Raw genomic sequence first — 20,412 nt, 5'->3', positions numbered from 1 at the left:
TTCGCCATGCTACGCACACGGCTCGGCATCATGATGTTTCTGCAGTTCTTCATCTGGGGCGGCTGGTTCGTCACCCTGGGCACCTTCCTCTCTCAGAACCTGAACGCCAGCGGAAGCCAGATCGGCATGGCCTTCTCGACACAGTCATGGGGCGCGATCATCGCGCCCTTCATCATCGGCCTGATCGCCGACCGCTACTTCAACGCCGAGCGCATCCTCGGCGTGCTGCACCTGGCCGGTGCCGCCCTGATGTTCGGTCTGTACCGCGCCCAGGACTTCACCACCTTCTATCCGTTGGTGCTGGTCTACATGATCCTCTACATGCCCACCCTGGCGCTGGTGAACTCGGTCTCCTTTCGCCAGATGCGCGATCCCTCGCAGGAATTCGCCAAGATTCGGGTCTGGGGCACCATCGGCTGGATCCTCGCCGGACTGGCGATCAGCTACCTCTTCTCCTGGGACGGCGCCGAGGCCATCGCCGACGGCGCGCTGCGCAATACCTTCCTGATGTGTGCCATCGCCTCGCTGGCACTGGGCCTCTATTGCTTCAGCCTGCCCGCCACGCCCCCCAAGGCAAACAACCACAAGGGCGGCCTGAAGGAGATCCTTGGACTCGATGCCCTTAAACTGCTCAATGACCGCAACTACGCGATCTTCTTTGTCGCCTCGGTACTGATCTGCATTCCGCTGGCCTTCTACTATCAGAACGCCAATCCCTTCCTGGCGGAGATCGGCGTGGCCAACCCCACCGGCAAGATGACCCTGGGACAGGTCTCGGAAGTCCTGTTCATGCTGCTGCTGCCGGTGTTCATCCACCGCTTCGGCATCAAGATCACGCTGATCGTCGGCATGCTGGCCTGGGCCTTGCGTTACGCCCTCTTCGCCGTCGGCGATGCCGGTGAAGGCGTCTTCCTGCTGCTGATCGGCATTGCCCTGCACGGTGTCTGCTATGACTTCTTCTTCGTCTCTGGACAGATCTACACGGACGCACGCGCCGGCGAACGCTTCCAGAGTGCCGCCCAGGGCATGATCACGCTGGCCACTTACGGTGTCGGCATGCTGATCGGGTTCTGGGTCGCCGGCCTGATCACCGACCACTACGCCACCGCGGGCGGTCATGACTGGCAAGGCATCTGGCTGTTCCCCGCATGCTTCGCCCTCGCCGTCCTGCTGCTCTTCCTAGTGGCCTTCAAGGACAAGGATCGCGCCAAGGAAACGCCCGAGGTGAAACGTACCTGAAAGGGATTCAGTCAGTTCGCCGGCGCCATGCCGGCGAACTCGGCCGGTACTTCACGAATCAGCACTGCTGCCTTTGAGCCCGCCCCTTCGTGTGCTACGGAATGCCCAAGCAGTCGTGAGGCGATCTAAGTCACAGACAATCTACTATTACCGTGTGGCAGATGTTACTACGTCATCGCTTGGCGCAGAGGCATCACTCGAGGGTAGGAGCCTACAGGTGCCTTACGTCGATTAGCACTTCAAAATGTTTACAAACCATGTTTACCCCCGCTCCATAAGAAGGCATTCAGTCAGAAGCTACCAGTAATTACGTGTCGGGTCCCGCGTGATTCATTACCCGCTGGGTAAATAGTTCAGGTCGTTTAGCCTGCCATTCCTTCATCGCTGCAACCGGTGATTGATGGGGTAGCGCCTTCTGCGGGATGTGATGATTGTACAGCCAGCAATAACGTTTGAGCGTCTGTTCCAAGTCCTCGCCTGAAGCATAGCGCCGAGTGGCCGGCCCGGCTTGATCAGGCGATGCTCGATGCCATAGGCCTGGCACGCCTGATCGGAGGGATGGCGACCGCTTGGCTTGCGCTCATCGGCTCGCGTGAAGCGATCCGTGAAGGACTTGCCGTTGTCGGTCAGCACGGTCTGGATCATAAAGGGGGCCCTCTCTTTCACCCGCTTCATGAACGCTTGCGCGTCCTGCGCGGACTGGCTGCTTCTGACCTCCAGGTATACCCATCGGGTCGCTCGGTCTATGGCCACGTACAGGTAGCGTTTCTGCTGCTCATCGGGCGTCTGGGGCAGGTGCTTGATGTTGATGTGCACTATCCCCGGCGCATAGTCCTTGAAGGGCTTGTGCTTGAGCGCCTCGTCACCGCCGGCATCTTGCCGGGCCAGCTCCGCCAGCGTTGGCACCTCACGTCGCTTGAGCATGCGGTGCAGGCCGGAGCGTGACAGCCGAGGATTCAGGAACTCGCGTGCCACGACCAGCAAGTCGCAGGAACGCCCGTGCAGCGATCAGTACCTCTTCCTGCTCGGTCGTCAGCGTGGACAGCAGGTTATGCCGCGTATGTGAACGGTCATGGACATCGTCTCGATACCGCCAACGGAGAATGGTCGAATCGCCGACACCGTACTGGCGGGCCAACTCGCTGTTACTGATGCTGGCGGGTGCCGCCTGGATCTCGGCACGAATCTTCGGTGGTGGTAGCTTGCTTATGCAGCTTGATGTCCATGTCTCTGCTCCTAGATGAATTGCTGTAGAAGCTCTCTGGCTGCCAGTAGAGGATAATTGCTATGACTCATCTGATCATCAGGAACCCTACAGTTAGCCATGCAGCCCTAGTGCCCCGTGACTTGCTTAAGCGGCCCTTTCGGCCGCTTGATGAACCAGATAACGCCAATGGACGCAAGCATCATAATCGTCGCGGATTGGTAGAAGTCGTTGGTCGCCAACATGACCGCCTGACTGTCCACGATTTGCGAGAACATCGCCACTGCGCTTTGGGTGGGAATGCCTAAATGCTCGAGCTGTGAACTTACGTGCATGGACGCCTGGGGATCGATAGCCGTAACAAGTTCCTCACGATTGAACTTGGTCATGTGTTCCCAATAGGTCTGGGTGAGCGACGAGCCAACCGCCATGCACAAGACACGAAGGAAGTTCTGCAGTCCCGCGCCACCCGCGACTTTCTCTTCTGGAAGATCGGAGACCCCCAGGGATGTGAGCGTGATGAGGCAGGCGGGTACGCCCGCGCCCAGTACAAACATCGGGATTGCCACGGACATGAAATCTATCTGCGTTGTCAGCAGTGCTCTCATACCGAACGAAACCGCCAGAACGCCCATGCCATAGCTGACCAGCCAGCGTGGATCGACTTTTGGCAACAGTCGGCCAATGATAGGCGCGGTCGCGACGGCAAGGATGCCCATGGGTGCCGTCGCATAGCCTGCCCAAGTTGCGGTATATCCCATGAACTTTTGTAACCACAGTGGCGTCAAGACGATATTGCCGAAGAAAATGCCGAACATCAGACAAAGGGCGATCGTAGAGACCAACCAATTACGCGATTTGAAGACAGACAAATCGATAACGGGTGCTTTATCAGTCAACTCCCATATGATAAGTACAATCAGTGATATCGCTGCCACAATGGCGCAACCCACAATGAAATTGGACGAAAACCAGTCCAGGTCTCGCCCTTTATCGAGCATCACTTGAAACGCTGCCACGAAAATAACGAGAAGCGCCAAGCCAATTCCATCGATACGCGAGCGCCGAATAATCGTTTCACGTCCCTTCAATACCCACCAGCTTCCTATCCCCACCAACAGGCCGAAACCAATATTGATGTAAAACACCCACTGCCAGCGCCAGTTATCGGTAATCAGGCCGCCAAGTATCGGGCCAAAAATCGGTGCCACCACAGTCATCATTCCCCAAAGAGCCATTGCAATATTGGATCTTTCTTTTGGGAAGACGGCTAGCAGCAGTGTTGCGGAAAGGGGTATCAAAGGTCCGCCGGTAAGCCCCTGTAATATCCGGAAAACCACCAGACTCGGCAGGGACCATGAGAGGCCGCAGCATACGGAGAATATGACGAATCCAGCAACCGATACGATGAAAACACGAACCTGGCCAAATTGCAGCGCGAGCCAACCGGAGAGTGGAACGGTAATTGCTTCCGCGACAGCGTAGGAAGTAATTATCCAGATTCCTTCATTCGTCGATACGCCGAGGTAACCCGATATCGTCGGCATTGCAACATTAGCGATAGTGGTATCCAACACCACCATGAAATTTCCCAGCGCAAGAACGATCGCCGCGAAGGCGAGTTTAAAACCGGATAGCGGTGGAAATTCCGAGGAGGACATGGATCTATTCCTGCACGTGACCTCGGGGATTCCCCGAGGATGTCAGGTCGACGGTTGCTTCCATCGACAAGCCGATACGTAAGGGGTGCTTTATGAGCTGTTCGGGCTCGAGACGAATGCGCACCGGCAGACGCCGCACCACTTTGATCCAGTTGCCAGTGGCGTTTTGAGCCGGTATCACCGACAAGGCGGCCCCACTCCCCCCGGCAAACCCTTCGACTATGCCGTCGTAGACCACATCATCGCCATAGAGGTCAGAGGTCAGGTGAACCTTTTGCCCTGGTTTGACATGAGCCAATTGGGTTTCCTTGAAGTTGGCGTTCACATAGATATTTTGAATGGGTACGACCTTCATCAGACGCATGCCTGACTGAACATGCTGGCCAATATCCACTGATCTCTGAGTCACAATGCCATCAACCGGCGCTCGTATGACGGTTCTATCGAGATCGATGCGAGCTTTTTCCAAGCGTGCCTTGGCGGTCAAAACGATGGGGTTGGTCTCTATCGTGCTATCCATGAACAGAGCCTGATTGGCTTGCCGCTCTCCTTGCGCCGATACACTGGCGGCACGCGATGCCGTGAGATTGGCTTCCGCCTGCTCCAGAGCCGCTGTTGCCTCGCGCAGTTCTGCCTGAGAATCAGTAAACTCCTGCCTGGACACGGCCCCGCCTTCCACGAGGTTCCGGCGACGCTTCTCGTCAAGCACGGCTTTATCGTATCTAGCGCGAGCCCTGGCGACCGCTTGCTCAGCACCGTGTATCTGGGCTCCGCGCTGATCAGACTGCCCGGTGAGCGTCTTGTCACTGGCCATGATCTGCTGGACCCTCCGACGAGCACTCCCCAGATCCGCCTCGGCCCGCCTGACGGCAATCCTGGCATCGGTATCATCAAGCACCACCAGAACATCACCGGCGTGAACGGTCTGGGTATCTACCACCTTGACCTCCTTGACCGGGCCATTGACTAGCGGCGTGACCTCTGCCACCTCAACGTCGGTGTAGGCGTTATCCGTGGAGACGCTCTTTCCCGCGAAGAAGATCAGCCAAATCGCATAACACACACCAACCAGAACCAGAAGGACGCAGAATGCCAGGAGCATTTTCTTGCGTTTCCCTTTCATGGCCGTATTTTTCATGGCCGTCTTGTCAGCGGGTTCTGGCTGTTCATTACCCTTGGTTTCGTCGTGTTCAATACTCACGGCTTTACTCGCGCCTCAATGGTTGAATGTGACTCGAATCCGCCCCCCAGGGCTTTCACCAATGCCACATCGAGGGAATATCCGCGGGCATGAATAGCGGCATCAGCCAGTCGTGCCTGAAGCAACGCGTCCTCAGCGGTGAGCACCGTCAGGTAATCGACGAGACCTCCCTGATAACGTGCTTTTGCCAGGCGATATGATTCTTTGCTGTGGGCCAGGGCGGAGTCGGTTGCCGCCAACCTGTCGGCGAGGGCCATCAGACTACGAAGTGCATCCGCGGTCTCGTGCAGTGCTTGGGTCAATGCTTGGTCATAGGACGCCACGGCGAAATCATATTCAGCTCGCTCGCCGCGATAGTTGGCACGTAGTCTCCCACCCTCGAAGATCGGCAAACTGATTGCCGGCCCGACGCTGCCGACATCCGAGCCGGAGCGGGTCAGGTTGTCGAGCCCCAGGGACTGGAACCCGATGAACGCCATGAGATTCACGTTCGGATAAAACGCGGCCCGTGCCACGCCGACGCGCTTGGCAGCGGCTTCGACACGCCAACGTGCGGCGACCACCTCGGGAATCCGTCCCAACAGGTTGGCGTCCAATGCGGCAGGAACTCCAATCGGCCGGCGGCTCGACAGTGATGGCCGTGCAATATCGAGCCCTCTGTCCGGGCCTCTGCCCAACAGGGCGGCGATGCCATTCTTGGCGAGCTGTATCCGCTCGTTGGCCTCGGCCAGAGCGGCCTTGGCGGCATCCATTCTGGCCGCGGCTTCCTCGATATCCGTTTGGGCGTTCAGTCCCTGTGATGCACGCCGCTGTATAAGGTGGGCAGATGCTTGCCGGTTGCGAAGCGTCTCGGCTGTAATGTCCCGATAGTGATAGAGATACTGCAACTGCACATAGGCATCCGCGAGGGTCGTGGTCAGCAGCAGTCGCGCCGCCGCGGCGTCCGCTTCCGCGGCCTGCGCGTCTGATGTGGCAGCACGCAGGGCGTCGCGATTTTTCCCCCAAAAGTCCAGCTCCCAACTGAAATCGAGCGTGACCTCGCCCATGTCGTTCCAGCCACGAGGAACGGCAGTTTTGGGAAAGATGTAGTTGTAGCTGAGCTTCTGTTTAGTGACCGATGCGTTAGCGTCGAGTGTCGGGTACAGCGTGGAATGGGCCATCTGTGTGCGCGCTATCGCCTCACGTACTCGCGCCTCGGCCTGTGCCATCGAAGGTGAATGAGCCAACGCCTCGGTCATCAGTTCGTTCAGTTGATGATCATGAAATCGGGTCCACCAGTCCTGGGCCGGCCAGTTGGCCTCTGGCGCGGCAAGACTTTGATTGGATGCCAATTCGGATACCTGAATCGGTTGTGGCGCTGGCCCGACGTCCGGCACCAGCGCGCAAGAGCTCAACGCGACACAGAGCAAAGATATCGCGGCAACGGTCAACCACCTCTGGGTTCTATGTTCCCCCTCGACACGACTTGCACCACAGGACGCTAGCTGACACCACATTGTTGTTGCCTTCGATCATCAACGATTCATATAAAATAAACCGATCGGTTCGGTACAGTCAAGGATCCATAAACAATGCGTCAATGGCACCAAGATAGACCTTGTCGACGAAGCTTCTACCGAACTGATCGGTATCCTCGAACCGCTCATGTGATATGATCCGGGTTTATTCCAGTAGCGATGGAAGGGAAAACAACCATGGCCATTTCATCAATCGACTCAAAGATCGAGGCGTCACCCAGGGAACCTCTCCTGTCCAAGAAGGCGCGTGCGGTTCTCGACGCGGCCAGGGATATTTTCCTGGCCAATGGCTTCGCTGGCGCGACCACCGATATGATCCAGCAGGCGGCCGGCGTGTCGAAATCGACCATGTATGCCCATTATCCGAACAAGGAGGCTTTGTTCGCGGCCGTCGTAGAAGCAGAATGTGAGCAGTTTCTGAAGACGGTTCGCAAACCCAAGCTGACAGGGGAACGCCTGGCAGACATCTTGAATTCGATGGCCCAAGCCTATTTAGAGATCGTGCTGTCGCAGGATGGATTGGCGCTCTACCGTATGATCGTGGCCGAAGCACCGAGATTTCCCGAACTGGGAAGACGTTTCTATCTCGCCGGCCCCGCCACGATCAACGGCATCGTGGCGGAAAGGTTGGAAATCGCCGCGTCGAAGGGCGAAATGGACCTCGGCGGCATGGGAGTGGACTCGGCAGCCGCGCTCTTCGTTAACATGGTACGTGGCGAAGCACAGATGCAGTGCCTGATGCACCCTGACGCTCCGGCGTCCGCTGCCCAACGAGACCAGTGGGCAAAAGATGCCATTACCGCGTTTCTTCGCGCTTTTCAGAAAGAGCACTGACTACCCTCTAGCGAGAAAAGTGCTCAGTTTGAGCATTGGCATTCTATTAGCCAATAACTGATCCGCGATCGCTCATAATGGAAGCCACCACGTGAAGGAGTCAGCTTCTGGCGATGTTCTAGGCCATCGCCCCAATACCTGAACGTATCGACGGTTTCTACGGTTGGTTACTGATAATGGCTCTTCCTGCAGACAAGGCGTGCGTCACTTCTGCAATATGAGAGCCCTGGTAGCGAGCACCGGCGAGCTCAACCTCCGACGGCCATCGAGAACCGTCAGAACCAGTAATCGTTGTTGCACCGTATGGAGAGCCGCCCGCCGGTTCGCCCATCTCGAGCAACCCCTTGAAGGAGTATGGAAGTCCCACGGTGATGATGCCGTGGTGCATCATTGAGGTAAGGATCGAAAATATGGTGGACTCGGACCCTCCGTGCTGGCTCGCCGTACAAGTGAACGCGCCACCGACCTTGCCGATAAGCTTGCCCTCTTTCCACATCTGAACAGTCTGATCCAGGAAATTGGCGACCTGAGCGCACAAACGCCCGTAACGCGTGGGGCTACCGATAATGATCGCGTCATAGTCGACCAACTCTTCGGGGGTGGCCACTTCGATGTCCGGACTCTTGCGTCTAGGCGCGGTTCCTTCGTCGAGATCGGGGACACGCTTGAGCTTGACCTCCGCTCCTGTGGCGGTAGCGCCCTCGGCAACCGCTTTGGCGAGCGCCTCCGTGTGGCCGCCCGCTGAATAGTAGAGAACAAGTACTTTGGTCATGCTGACCTCCATTGGTTTAGTGAGAACTCTGCCAATCAAACCTGCCTCTAAGTCGTTCACTGTTTATGCACTAGTTGCGCTCTAGATGACTTGGCCTCGGTCGCCCTGCGAGTGAAAACGCAGAATTTATCAACGCGACATGGCTGAATGCCTGTGGAAAATTGCCGAGGTGACGCTTTTCGGAAGGATCGTATTCCTCAGCAAACAAGCCAACGTCGTTACCCAGTGAGACGAGGCGTTCGAACAGCGATTCAGCCTCGTCCAGCCTGCCTTGCAGAACGTAGTTATCGACTAACCAGAAGCTACAGGCGAGAAAAGCGCCTTCTCCCGCAGACAGACCGTCAACACCCGTTCCCGTTTCGTAGCGCAATACAAATCCATCGACCATCAGATGTCGTTCGATTTCCGATACGGTGTTGCGTACACGTTCATCGTCGACTGGCAGAAAGCCGACTATCGGAATCAGAAGCAGGCTGGCATCAAGGTGATTCTTGCCGTAGGCTTGCACGAAGCAGCCCCGGTCGTGGTCAATTGCGTTTTCGCAGATACTACGGTGTATTTCCTCGGCAATGCGGCGGTATTTCCGACGCTCCGCCTGGTCAATTTGGTATGACTCGTTGCTCGCCGCCCTGTCGAATGCGACCCAAGCCATGATCTTTGAGTGAGTAAAATGCTGCGGCTCGCCGCGAATTTCCCATATCCCGGCGTCTGGCTTTGACCATGTCTTCTCAAGGTGGTCGAGCAGCGCGGTTCGCAATTCGAGGCCTCGCGCCAGCGGGAGAAGTCCGCCTCTGGAGGCAACCGACATGACATTGAAAAGCTCGCCATAGATGTCAAGCTGCAGCTGCCGAGCGGCCTTGTTACCGACCCGCACCGGACCTGAGCCTTCATAGCCGGGCAGCCATGGCAGCGTCCACTCTTCCAACCGCTTTTCGCCTGCCACGCCATACATGATCTGGATTTGTGCAGGGTCACCCGCCGCTGCACGCAGCAACCACGCACGCCACGCCTCAGCCTCTTCCTCGTATCCCGCAGTCAACAATGCAAGCAGTGTAAAGGTGGCATCTCGCAGCCAACAATACCGGTAGTCCCAGTTGCGCTCCCCACCAATGCATTCGGGCAGCGAGGTTGTAGCTGCAGCGATGATGCCCCCAGTCGGGGCATAGGTTAGCCCCTTTAGAGTGATCAACGAGCGCCGCACGACCTCCGTCCACCGCCCTGCACTCTCGCAACGCCCAGACCACCCTTTCCAGTACGCCTTCGTTTGCTGTAATAGCCTTTCGGGCTCGATGGTCGATGGCGGCGGCAAGTGCGACGGGCCATGGCTCAAAACGAAGGTAAACTCATCGCTTTCCTTCACATTCAGCTTCGACAAGATCCGGCCGTTTTCCATGTCACTGCCGAGTTCCGTGCGAAGAACAAGCATGTCAGGACCAGCAATCATCACCGTGGTTTTGCTATCCGCCTCGCTAGTCCATGGCGCAGTCACGCCGTAGTCAAAGCGCACCATCAGGCTTGACTCCATGGACACGCTCCCTTTAACGCCCGAGACCATACGCACCACGTGACTGCTTTCCAGACCGGTCGGCATGAAGTCGATCAAGTCGACTATTCCATGCCTGGTTTCGAATCGAGTCTTGAGCACGAGACTGCCATCAAGATATGCGCGACTGCTCGTGTATGTCCGAGTAGTCGGCGCGATACGCCAACCACCATGCTCTTGGGTGCCAAGCAGACCTGCGAAGCAGGCCATCGAATCGAAACGAGGCAGGCACAACCAGTCGATCGAACCTGCTGTGGATACAAGAGCAGCCGTTCTGCAATCGCCGATCATGGCGTAGTCTTCAATTCTTGTCGCCATGTCATTCCTCCTTTACGGCGACCGCGCCGATTGGATCGCCATGCGGTTTACCCGTTGGCGGGCCTTCCCTCGCCAAGCTTGGGAGCCGTTTGCTGCTCTTCCCAGCCACCGCCCAATGAGCGATACAGTGCGGCTACGTCGGTGTCGATTTGCGCATCAGCCCCGCACAAGGACCTATGCCGTGGTCGAACCACTCAGCGACGGCGCGGTAGCCACCCGTGTCGTGATTGCTGATCGTGTCAGTTGCCATGACTACGCCTGCATCTCCAACCGTTTGTGGTATTCACGCTCGGTCTTTTCGACCTCGGCAGCGGGGATGTGGTAGTCCGTGTCGTTGTTGAAGATACGGAACATGAACGTTACGAACATGCCTACCGCACCCACGATGACCAACCACCAGATATGCCAGATCAGGGCGAAGCCGAAGAACAGACTGAACAGCCCCATGATCGGCCCTTCGCTGGTGTTCCTGGGCATATGGATATCCTTGAACTGGGTCGCCAGCTCACGCTTGAAGCCGCCCGGCTGCTGTTTCATCTCCCAGTAGGCGTCGATGGAATCGACGGACGGCAGCGAGGCGAAGTTATAGTTCGGGGGCGGAGAGGAGGTCGCCCATTCCAGGGTACGCGCGTCCCACGGGTCGCCGGTCACGTCACGGTTCTTCTCGCGATCGCGAATACTGACAATGAACTGGATGATGATGCAGGCGATACCCATGGCAATGACCACGGCGCCGCACCAGGCGACGATCATCAGCGGCTGCCACTCGGTCTGCTCGTAGGACTGCATGCGACGCATGGCACCGAAGAAGCTCAATGCATACAGCGGCATGAAGGCAAGATAGAAGCCGACGAGCCAGCACCAGAATGAACGCTTGCCCCATTTTTCGCTCAGCGTGAAACCGAACGCCTTCGGGAACCAGTAGGTGAGACCGGCCATCATGCCAAACACCACGCCGCCGATGATGACGTTGTGGAAATGGGCAATGACGAACAGGCTGTTGTGCAACACGAAGTTCGCACCTGGCACCGCCAGCATGACACCGGTCATACCACCCAGGGTAAAGGTGATGATGAAGCCGATGGTCCAGAGGACGGGCGTGGTGAACTGAATGCGTCCGCGATACATGGTGAACAGCCAGTTGAAGATCTTCACCCCGGTCGGAATGGCGATGATCATCGTCATGATACCGAAGAAGGCGTTGACGTTGGCACCTGCGCCCATGGTGAAGAAGTGGTGCAGCCATACGATGAAGGAGAGCACGGTGATAGCCGCCGTTGCCCAGACCATCGTCTTGTAGCCGAACAGACGCTTCTTGGTGAAGGTCGCGATGACCTCGGAGAAGACGCCGAAGGCCGGCAGAATCAGGATGTAGACTTCGGGGTGGCCCCAGGCCCAGATGAGGTTGACGTACATCATCTGGCTGCCGCCCATGTCATTCGTGAAGAAGTGCATGCCCAGATAACGGTCCAGCGTCAGCAGCGCGATGGTGGCCGTCAGAATCGGGAATGACAGAATGATCAGAACGTTGGCACACAGTGCCGTCCAGGTGAAGATCGGCATGCGGAACAGCGTCATGCCCTTGGTGCGCATCTTCAGGATGGTGACGAAGAAGTTGATACCCGTCAGCGTGGTACCGATCCCTGATATCTGTAATGCCCATATCCAGTAATCGACGCCGACATCTGGACTGTACTGCAACTCCGACAAGGGCGCGTACGCCAGCCACCCGGTCTTGGCGAACTCGCCAATCACGAAAGAGAGGTTGACCAGGATCATGCCGACAGCGAACAGCCAGAAGCTCAGGTTGTTCATGAACGGGAAGGCGACATCGCGAGCCCCGATCTGCAGCGGTACCACCAGGTTCATCAAGCCGATGACCATGGGCATAGCGACGAAGAAGATCATGATGACACCGTGGGCGGAGAAGAGCTGATCATAGTGAGGGGGCGGTAGATAGCCTTCGGCACCGCCAGCCGCGATGGCTTGCTGCGTGCGCATCATGATGGCATCAGCGAAACCACGAACCAGCATGACCAACGCCACCAAGAAGTACATGACGCCGATTTTCTTATGGTCGATGGAAGTGATCCACTCGCTCCATAGATAGCCCCATAACCTTTTTTGTGTAATCCAACCCATTAGCAGGAGCCCAAGAATGGCTGCCACCCCCGCCGTGACCATAATGATCGGCTCGTGCCAGGGAATCGAATCTAAACTGAGTTTTCCGAACATGACGTTACTCCGCCACCTGCGTTCTCATGGGTATTGAAGTTCCTGTGCTTCGTTATGCTTGCCATGGCGCTCTGTGCCGCTTGCCAGGGCTGACAACTGCGAGATTACCGGTCCGATATTCGAAATCAGCGCGCACGAGCTCAGAACACCACAAGAGCAAAGGTACTGCTGTGGCTGTCGCCACCGGGGGCTCCACGCTCCCCGCCCACGTGACGTTGCAACACAGGAAATTAGCTGACACTGCATGGTCACCGCCTTCAGGCTAAACATTTCTCTGAAATCGAACCGAACCGGTCGGTTCGTATAAGAAAAAACATTATGCGACAAGGGCTTCATATGGTCAACATGAGCAAAAACAAAACCGGACTATTCGGTATGATAAAACACTTGGCATGGTATGCTCTGGATTTAGATCAGCAATGAGGGAAGAGCAGGGCATGGCCAATGCATTCGCCGAGTCAAGGCCGGCTTCAGTCGCGCAACCCTGAAGTAGTCGCCGATCAGGCCCTGGCGACCTGGTTCTCAATCACAGAGTGACCCTTCGAATATCACAGTCAGCCGATACGTTGTCGTTCATCTGGCTCATAAGCGAAGCTCCTATGCTGGCACCAAGCGAATGGCCGCACTTCGCTCTCGTACACTCTCGCCAAGTCGGCTGGCAACAAAAACCACCTAAGCCTGTCTTGTATAAGTGGCGAAGCCGGCCATAGAATGGGGATATACGAACGGGATATACCCAAGGAGGAGCTATCATGAATGCCAAGCTATTCCTGTCGAACAAAAGCCAGGCCGTGCGCTTGCCAAAAGCGGTAGCGTTTCCAGAGGGCGTCTCCGAAGTCACTATTGTCTCCCTCGGCAACAGTCGCTTGATTACCCCGAGTAAAACCAGCTGGGACGATTTCTTCGAATCCGACGAGCGTCACGCGGTGACTAGCGACTTCATGAGTGGCACCGACACCCGTGATGACCGCAATCAGCCCGAGCCCCAGAAGCGCGAGGCCTTTTGATGCTGCGCTACCTGCTCGATACCAATATCTGCATCTATGTCATCAAGAATCGGCCGCTCTTTTTGCGCGAGACTTTCAACGCGAACGTGGCAAGACTCTGTATTTCGTCGGTGACGCTCGCCGAACTGATCTACGGCGCAGAGAAATCGGCCAAGCCGGCGCACAATCTATCGGTCGTCGAAAATTTCGCCGCGCGGCTCACCGTGCTGGATTTCGATGACGCTGCCGCCAGCCACTTCGGCGAGATTCGTGCTGGCTTGGAGCGCTCAGGCACTCCAATTGGCGCCTATGACCTGATGATCGCCGCTCATGCACGCAGCCGTGGACTGACGGTGGTGACGAACAATGAACGCGAGTTTGACCGCGTGCCGGGGTTGGTTGTCGTTAATTGGTCGAATTCTAATAACGAACGATGATGCCGCTTTTTGGAGAATTCCATGCCTGTGACAATCAGCTCGCTCGTTGATCGGCCAGACTTTATCGATGCCTGCGCGGCATGGACCTACGGCCAGTGGGGCGTCGGTTCGACACGCACACTTGAAAGTACGCTGGAGCGGTTCCGGCAAGCAGCAAGCGATTCGGTCATGCCGCTCACCTTCGTTGCGCACGTCAATGACCGGCCAATCGGCATGGCAAGCCTATTTGAAGACGATTGCGAACTTCGCCCTGATCTCCGGCCTTGGCTGGCCGCCGTCTTCGTTCACCCTGACCATCGCGCTAACGGCGTCGCCGGTCTCTTGATTCAAGCGGTGGAACAAGCTGCGCGACGACTAGGTGAAGAGATGATCTATCTGACGACAACAGACAGCCAAAACCTCTACACCAGCCACGGGTGGCAACACGCCGGCATCGTCCAGTATCCCGATTGCGACCTCTATCTCATGCAAAAGCCGCTAACCTGATGCCCAAGCTACTGCTTTCCGCTCAATGAGGGGCGCAACAACCCAAAAAGCTTCTTGAGTCAGTGCAATTCTTCCTGCGAGCGAACGCCCTTTTGTGACGGTGCTGATAAGCTCTTTCGTGGCCTCAAACCCAGCAGCAGGTCGCGCTCAATCGGTATGAACTGGCTCGCAGCACGGATGAGGGAGTTCGCGGTGAGCTGAGGCACGCCGTAAACCTCGACGCGCTTACCATGCACTTCACGAATTTTTGGGTATTCGGATTAGCTGGTTGATTTTCTCTTTGGCGTGCAATCACAGATTACACTTTCCCAACGGAAAAACTGGTTGGCGAGGCCTGGAACAAATGCGTAAGGATTGTGGTACTAGAGAATTCATCGCGCATCCTTCTGTCTACCTCGAACGCTCCCTTAGCGCGAATTTGTCCGATGTGCCACTGACTGCTGACAACACTCGTATGGAGTTTTCAACCTAAACCCGGATTCGATGTTCCCGTAAGTACTGGGTGTGGTAACTATGCATCAGGAAATTTAGCGCTTGACCTTCCCACAATAGGAAGGTTTATCTTTCTGGAATATCATCAGGAGATGCTTGTGGAGAAGACGAATGATGCATACTCAAGACAAATTGAATCCGTCGGCTGTGACGGTGACAAGCTTTCCCATCGAAGGTATGAGTTGCGCTTCCTGCGTCGGGCGCGTGGAGGCTGAACTCAAGAAGGTCGAGGGCGTTGACACTGTTACGGTGAACCTGGTGACCGAACGTGCCGATATCCAGTCCGCTTCGCCACTCGACCGCGGATCACTCATCAACGCTATCGAGAAAGCTGGCTATTCGGTGCCTGCTGAGACCACAGAGCTTTCCATCGAAGGTATGACCTGCGCGTCCTGTGTCGGTCGCGTCGAAAAGGCGCTCAAGGCTGTGCCCGGCGTCACCAGTGCCGTTGTCAACCTTGCGACTGAAAGAGCCACGATCCAGGGCAGCGCCGATGCGACCGCCTTGGTGACGGCTATCGAGAACGCGGGATATGATGCCAGGGTAATCGCGGCTGCTACGGGTAGCAGTCGGGGCGAGACCGATGAGCGCACCGAGAAGAAGGACGCGGAACGCCGTGGACTGACACGTGATTTCACGATTGCAGCGGTGTTGACCGTGCCTGTCTTCATTCTGGAGATGGGCTCACACCTCATTCCTGGCATGCACGACCTGATTGCCTCAACGATCGGCATGGAGACGAATTGGTATCTCCAGTTCGTGTTGACAACCATCGTTCTGTTCGTGCCGGGCATCCGCTTTTACCACAAGGGGTTTCCGGCCCTCGGGCGGCTTGCCCCCGACATGAACTCCCTGGTCGCGGTCGGCACCATGGCAGCCTATGGCTATTCGCTCGTGGCGACCTTCGCGCCGGGGTTCCTGCCCGACGGAGCCGTCAACGTCTACTTTGAGGCCGCCGCTGTTATCGTCACTCTCATCCTGCTCGGCCGGTTGCTGGAGGCTCGCGCCAAGGGACGCACCTCCGAGGCGATCAAGCGCCTGGTCGGCCTTCAGGCCAAGATGGCCCGTGTGCGCAGGGACGGAAAGACGGTCGAGTTGCCGATCGATTCCGTCCTGTCGGGAGATATCGTCGAGGTTCGTCCCGGCGATCGCATCCCGGTGGATGGCGAACTCATCGAAGGCGAAAGCTATGTCGATGAATCGATGATCACCGGCGAGCCGATCCCCGTCTCCAAGACGAACGGCAGCGAGGTCGTGGCCGGAACGGTGAACCAGAAAGGCGCGTTCGCCATCCGTGCGACGGCTGTCGGCGGCAACACCGTTCTGTCGCAGATCATCCGCATGGTGGAAGAAGCGCAGGGGTCGAAGCTGCCGATTCAGGCGCTGGTCGACAAGGTGACGATGTATTTCGTGCCGGCGGTCTTCGCCGTGGCCGCGCTCACCTTCGCTGCATGGCTTTATTTCGGCCCGTCGCCCGCGCTCACTTTCGCGCTGGTCAACGCCGTTGCGGTCCTGATCATCGCCTGCCCTTGCGCCATGGGGCTGGCCACACCGACCTCGATCATGGTGGGCACCGGCCGCGGTGCCGAGCTGGGCGTGCTCTTCCGCAAGGGCGAAGCGCTGCAACTGCTCAAGGACGCCAAGGTCGTCGCCGTTGACAAGACGGGCACGTTGACGGAAGGCAAACCCGCCTTGACCGACCTGGAACTGGCTGCTGGATTCGAACGTGCAAACGTCCTGGGTCTGATCGCGGCCGTCGAGGCCAAGTCCGAACACCCGATCGCCCGTGCGATCGTGAACGCCGCCGCGGAGAACATCTCACTGCCGGACGTGTCGAACTTCGAATCGGTGACGGGTTTTGGCGTGAAGGCTGAGGCCGGTGGCAAGCGGGTCGAGATAGGTGCTGACCGCTACATGAGCGAACTCGGTCACGACGTGGCGGCGTTCTCCAAGGTCGCCAAACGCCTCGGCGACGAGGGTAAGTCTCCGCTCTATGCTGCGATAGAGGGCAAGCTTGCGGCGATTATCGCCGTTGCCGACCCGATCAAGGAAACGACGCCTGCTGCCATCAAGGCCCTGCACGATCTCGGGCTCAAGGTCGCGATGATCACCGGCGACAACGCCCACACGGCCAAGGCCATCGCGGCGCGACTCGGGATCGACGAGGTGGTGGCGGAAGTGCTACCGGACGGCAAGGTCGACGCGGTGCGCCGCCTTAAGGGAGAGCACGGCAAGGTGGCGTTCGTCGGTGATGGCATCAACGACGCTCCCGCTCTGGCCGAAGCGGATGTAGGTCTTGCCATTGGCACAGGTACGGACATTGCCATTGAAGCGGCTGATGTGGTGCTGATGTCGGGTAACCTGCAAGGTGTGCCAAAGGCGATCGCCTTGTCGAAGGCAACCATCGACAACATCCGACAAAATCTGTTCTGGGCGTTTGCCTACAACACGGCTTTGATTCCGGTCGCGGCAGGTGTGCTCTATCCGGCCTACGACATCCTGCTTTCGCCCGTCTTCGCTGCCGGCGCCATGGCACTGTCGTCGGTGTTTGTACTCGGCAATGCACTGAGATTGCGTCATTTCCGCTCACCCATGGGGACGGACGACAACGACGTGTCGCAGAGACAGGTGGAATTTGCACAAGCGAAATAAGGACAACCGAGCCTGCCACAGTGCAGGCTTGATGTTATCTGGAGAGGCATGGCTATGAATATTGGAAAGGCAGCGGAGGCATCGGGTGTATCGGCGAAGATGATCCGCTACTACGAATCGATCGGCTTGATTCCGGAAGCGTTGCGAACTGAAGCTGGATACAGGGATTACTCGGACAAGGATGTGCAAACCCTGCGCTTCATCCGGCGCGCACGGGATCTCGGGTTTTCGGTGGCGCAGATGAATAAACTGGTTGCGCTCTGGCGCGACCGGGGTCGTGCGAGCGCCGACGTCAAACGTCTTGCGCTTGAGCATGTCGCGGAGCTTGAGCTCAAGGCGCGCGAACTCCAGGAAATGAGCCGTGCACTCAAGCACCTGGCGGAAAACTGCCAGGGCGACGCTCGGCCGGACTGCCCGATTATCAGCGGTCTGGCCGGGGATGGCGTAGTGAAAGGAACGCCTAAGGGTGAGCGAGAACTTAATTCCACGCGCTTCGGGGCTATCGGGATTGAACCCAATTGCACGCAACGTCGCGGGAAAGAGAAGCGCTGACGCGTCTACTTCAGAAGCGGCGTCCTTGCCCTGACCTGAATGATTACCCGGCAAGGTGCTGATTATCGTACCCAGCCTCGCGGATGGCATCACTGATACGCGCCTCATTGACCTGGCTGCGCACGGTGACCTCGGCGTGTTCTATATCTGTAGATATTTCCGCCTGTGGGTCGATACTTTTAATGGCTTTTTCGACGGCGGATGTGCAGTGGCCACAGGTCATGCCGTTAACGTTGAATCGATACATATCGAACTCCTTCACAGAATCAGAGAATTGAGGAACCTGATCGTCCCAGCGACCAATCTAGTCTTTCCAACGCTGGTAAGGTCAACTGCGGAGCCTCAGACTTTGATTTGTCGAGTGCTCTGTGCCGACGGGCTGCCAAATGCACGGCTATTGATAAGACCTGGCCGATGCCGACAGTCTCTCTGTGCAAGGCATGCAAACGCAGCCTTGACCTTCCAACCATTGGAACGATTACCCTTTTGTGAAAAGTCAGCGCAACCGGTGTTCGGTAATCGCACTAAACACAAAGGAGTTAATCGATATCCACAGAGTCCCCTTCTCACTCAGGCAGACCAGAGCGCCCACTCGGTCTGGCCTTGGCCGTTATCGCCACCGCCCAGCTCATGGTGGTGCTTGACGATACGATCGCAAATATTGCGTTGCCAACACTCCAGAATGACCTCGGAATCTCGGCAGCGAACCTGCCTTGGGTGATCAATGCGTATATTCTCGCCTTTGGCGGATTGCTCCTGTTCGGTGGCAGGCTGGGCGATCTGTATGGACGTCGGCGTATGTTGCAGGTCGGCATGGCGATCTTTACGGTTGCATCGCTTCTCGTTGGCCTGGCCCAGGACACCGTGAGCATGATTGCCTCGCGCGGCCTCCAAGGGTTCGGCGCAGCATTGACAGCGCCCAATGCCCTGGCGTTGATCGCCACGACCTTTCCGGAAGGCAAGGAGCGCAACAAGGCCATGGCCGTCTACGGAGCAATGTCTGGCCTTGGCATTATTGCTGGATTGATTCTTGGAGGATTTCTGACAGGCCTGCTTGGCTGGCGTTGGGCGTTCTTCATCAATGTACCCATCGGTTTGGCGGTGCTCACTGGTTCGAGAACACTTGTCGAAGCGGAATTGCACAAGGGACGCCCCGACCTGACGGGAGCGCTTTCCAGCATCATCGGCATGGCAGCACTCGTCTATGGAATTACCCGTGGTGGTGAACATGGCTGGACCGATGGCATTACGCTCATTGCATTCGCCACTACGGCTATCCTGCTGCCGCTGTTCTTGGTTTTACAGTCGCGCAGCAGTGATCCACTTTTGCCGCTCCGCTTGTTCAAGGATCGCAACCGATCCGGTTCGTACCTGGCCATGCTGCTGCTGGGCTTCGGCCCCATGGGCATGATCTATTTGCTGACGCTCTATTTGCAGCACATCCTCAGCTATAGCCCGACCCTGACCGCCATGGCGTTTCTGCCCTTTGGGGTGGGTATCATCATTGGTGCTGTTGTCAGTTCAAAGCTTGTCATGCGCTTTACGCCGCGCGAGGTCGCAGCTCCGGCTGCGCTGGTCGCTAGCGCTGCATTGTTCTGGCTTTCGACCATCGGGCAACAACTCGACTATAGCTGGCACTTCATGCCAGCCGCCTTCCTCACCGCCTTCGGTTTCGTGGGAGCGGTCATTGCGCTGGCATTGACGGCCGTGAAGGGTGTGCAAGCACAGGAGACCGGCATCGCATCGGCGTTGTTCAACGCGTCGCAACAGATTGGTGTTGCGTTGGGGCTGGCTATCCTTTCGAGCATTTCTGTCTCCGTCACGGCCAGTCGGATGCCCGAGGCATTTGCTTCTCTGTATCGCGGTCGGGAAGTCGGCGATGCCGAACTGGTGCAGTCAGCCGGTGATGCGCTGATTCAGGGTTATGGCTTGGGACTTGCGGCGAGCGGGGTTGCTCTTGGCATCGCAGCCATCATCGTGGCCGTACTTGTCAACGCCAGGAAAGGACAGGTTTCCACACTTGGCGATAGTCCCTTGCATTGACCGGTTCTTCTTCCCTTTACGGCGCAGTCTGCCAAACCCGTACTGCGCCACACTGATGATTAATGGGAATCTGTCGCAATAGCTATGGAGCTTCCACCATGAGGAGAACACCGCATGACCGAAATGCCCGACAACATCCTGCACCTGCCTGAGTACCAGGTGCTGGGCTGCAAATCCACCGACGACGAAATGCACTTCCAGGTGGACGCGCCCGATCCCATCGCCTGCGAGGAATGCGGC

At 57.3% G+C, this 20,412-nt stretch carries 15 protein-coding genes and 3 pseudogenes; 9 read left to right on the top strand and 9 right to left on the bottom strand.

Features of this window, described 5'->3' with window-relative positions; genetic code table 11:
* Positions 1-6 precede the first annotated feature (6 nt).
* Positions 7-1,239: a nucleoside permease gene (locus CCD76_RS16415; RefSeq protein ID WP_087720506.1), complete on the top strand. Its 1,233-nt coding sequence runs from the start codon at positions 7-9 to the stop codon at positions 1,237-1,239.
* Between the two features lie 307 nt (positions 1,240-1,546).
* Here the strand turns inward: CCD76_RS16415 and CCD76_RS16410 are convergent.
* The 4 genes and pseudogenes from CCD76_RS16410 to CCD76_RS16395 form a co-directional block, all read right to left on the bottom strand.
* Positions 1,547-2,465: pseudogene (locus CCD76_RS16410) on the bottom strand (DDE-type integrase/transposase/recombinase).
* Between the two features lie 106 nt (positions 2,466-2,571).
* Positions 2,572-4,104, bottom strand: coding sequence for a DHA2 family efflux MFS transporter permease subunit (locus tag CCD76_RS16405; RefSeq protein ID WP_087720505.1), 1,533 nt, complete (start codon positions 4,102-4,104; stop codon positions 2,572-2,574).
* Between the two features lie 4 nt (positions 4,105-4,108).
* Complete coding sequence (locus CCD76_RS16400) at positions 4,109-5,305, bottom strand: HlyD family secretion protein (RefSeq protein ID WP_218777059.1); 1,197 nt, start codon at positions 5,303-5,305, stop codon at positions 4,109-4,111.
* The gene (locus tag CCD76_RS16395) at positions 5,302-6,801 is read right to left on the bottom strand and encodes an efflux transporter outer membrane subunit (RefSeq protein ID WP_087720504.1); all 1,500 of its coding nucleotides are present in this window, start codon (positions 6,799-6,801) and stop codon (positions 5,302-5,304) included. Before CCD76_RS16395 ends, CCD76_RS16400 begins: the two co-directional genes overlap by 4 nt.
* Before the next feature lie 198 nt (positions 6,802-6,999).
* On the opposite strand from CCD76_RS16395, the gene CCD76_RS16390 reads away from it, so the two are divergent.
* Positions 7,000-7,656, top strand: coding sequence for a TetR/AcrR family transcriptional regulator (locus CCD76_RS16390; protein ID WP_087720503.1), 657 nt, complete (start codon positions 7,000-7,002; stop codon positions 7,654-7,656).
* Positions 7,657-7,813: 157 nt separating this feature from the next.
* Here the strand turns inward: CCD76_RS16390 and wrbA are convergent, their stop codons facing one another.
* The 3 genes from wrbA to cyoB all read right to left on the bottom strand — a co-directional run bounded on the left by wrbA (position 7,814) and on the right by cyoB (position 12,524).
* The gene (gene wrbA / locus CCD76_RS16385) at positions 7,814-8,428 is read right to left on the bottom strand and encodes an NAD(P)H:quinone oxidoreductase (protein ID WP_087720502.1); all 615 of its coding nucleotides are present in this window, start codon (positions 8,426-8,428) and stop codon (positions 7,814-7,816) included.
* A 70-nt stretch (positions 8,429-8,498) separates the two neighbouring features.
* Positions 8,499-10,289 (bottom strand): glycoside hydrolase family 15 protein, encoded by a 1,791-nt coding sequence (locus tag CCD76_RS16380; RefSeq protein WP_087720501.1) that lies wholly within the window; start codon positions 10,287-10,289, stop codon positions 8,499-8,501.
* Between the two features lie 252 nt (positions 10,290-10,541).
* On the bottom strand, positions 10,542-12,524 hold the full coding sequence (cyoB, locus tag CCD76_RS16375; RefSeq protein WP_087720500.1) for a cytochrome o ubiquinol oxidase subunit I: 1,983 nt from the start codon (positions 12,522-12,524) through the stop codon (positions 10,542-10,544).
* A gap of 752 nt (positions 12,525-13,276) precedes the next feature.
* Between cyoB and vapB the strand changes: the two genes are divergently transcribed.
* The 3 genes from vapB to CCD76_RS16360 are packed head-to-tail and all read left to right on the top strand — an operon-like array spanning position 13,277 to position 14,433.
* Positions 13,277-13,531 (top strand): type II toxin-antitoxin system VapB family antitoxin, encoded by a 255-nt coding sequence (gene vapB / locus CCD76_RS16370; RefSeq protein ID WP_087720499.1) that lies wholly within the window; start codon positions 13,277-13,279, stop codon positions 13,529-13,531.
* Positions 13,531-13,947, top strand: a complete 417-nt coding sequence (gene vapC / locus CCD76_RS16365) for a type II toxin-antitoxin system tRNA(fMet)-specific endonuclease VapC (protein ID WP_087720498.1) — start codon at positions 13,531-13,533, stop codon at positions 13,945-13,947. Before vapB ends, vapC begins: the two co-directional genes overlap by 1 nt.
* Positions 13,948-13,968: 21 nt before the next feature.
* Positions 13,969-14,433, top strand: a complete 465-nt coding sequence (locus CCD76_RS16360) for a GNAT family N-acetyltransferase (protein ID WP_087720497.1) — start codon at positions 13,969-13,971, stop codon at positions 14,431-14,433.
* A 59-nt stretch (positions 14,434-14,492) separates the two neighbouring features.
* On the opposite strand, the pseudogene CCD76_RS20430 reads toward CCD76_RS16360, so the two are convergent.
* Positions 14,493-14,681, bottom strand: a pseudogene (locus tag CCD76_RS20430) (hypothetical protein); the annotation flags it as partial.
* Positions 14,682-15,036: 355 nt separating this feature from the next.
* On the opposite strand from CCD76_RS20430, the gene CCD76_RS16350 reads away from it, so the two are divergent.
* A complete protein-coding gene (locus tag CCD76_RS16350) occupies positions 15,037-17,577 on the top strand; it encodes a heavy metal translocating P-type ATPase (protein ID WP_198517597.1) in 2,541 nt (846 codons plus the stop codon).
* Between the two features lie 48 nt (positions 17,578-17,625).
* Positions 17,626-18,129, top strand: coding sequence for a Cu(I)-responsive transcriptional regulator (cueR, locus tag CCD76_RS16345; protein ID WP_373419427.1), 504 nt, complete (start codon positions 17,626-17,628; stop codon positions 18,127-18,129).
* A 43-nt stretch (positions 18,130-18,172) separates the two neighbouring features.
* Here the strand turns inward: cueR and CCD76_RS16340 are convergent, their stop codons facing one another.
* On the bottom strand, positions 18,173-18,376 hold the full coding sequence (locus CCD76_RS16340) for a heavy-metal-associated domain-containing protein (protein WP_087720496.1): 204 nt from the start codon (positions 18,374-18,376) through the stop codon (positions 18,173-18,175).
* A 356-nt stretch (positions 18,377-18,732) separates the two neighbouring features.
* On the opposite strand from CCD76_RS16340, the gene CCD76_RS16335 reads away from it, so the two are divergent.
* Positions 18,733-20,172, top strand: coding sequence for an MFS transporter (locus tag CCD76_RS16335; RefSeq protein WP_198517598.1), 1,440 nt, complete (start codon positions 18,733-18,735; stop codon positions 20,170-20,172).
* 114 nt (positions 20,173-20,286) lie between these two features.
* A pseudogene (locus CCD76_RS19825) lies at positions 20,287-20,412 on the top strand (ISL3 family transposase); the annotation flags it as partial.

This window comes from Salinicola salarius, from assembly GCF_002179555.1.
GTDB classification, from domain to species: domain Bacteria; phylum Pseudomonadota; class Gammaproteobacteria; order Pseudomonadales; family Halomonadaceae; genus Salinicola; species Salinicola salarius_A.
The sequence above is the reverse complement of the archived record's forward strand: the minus strand, read 5'-3'. Positions and strand labels throughout refer to the sequence as shown.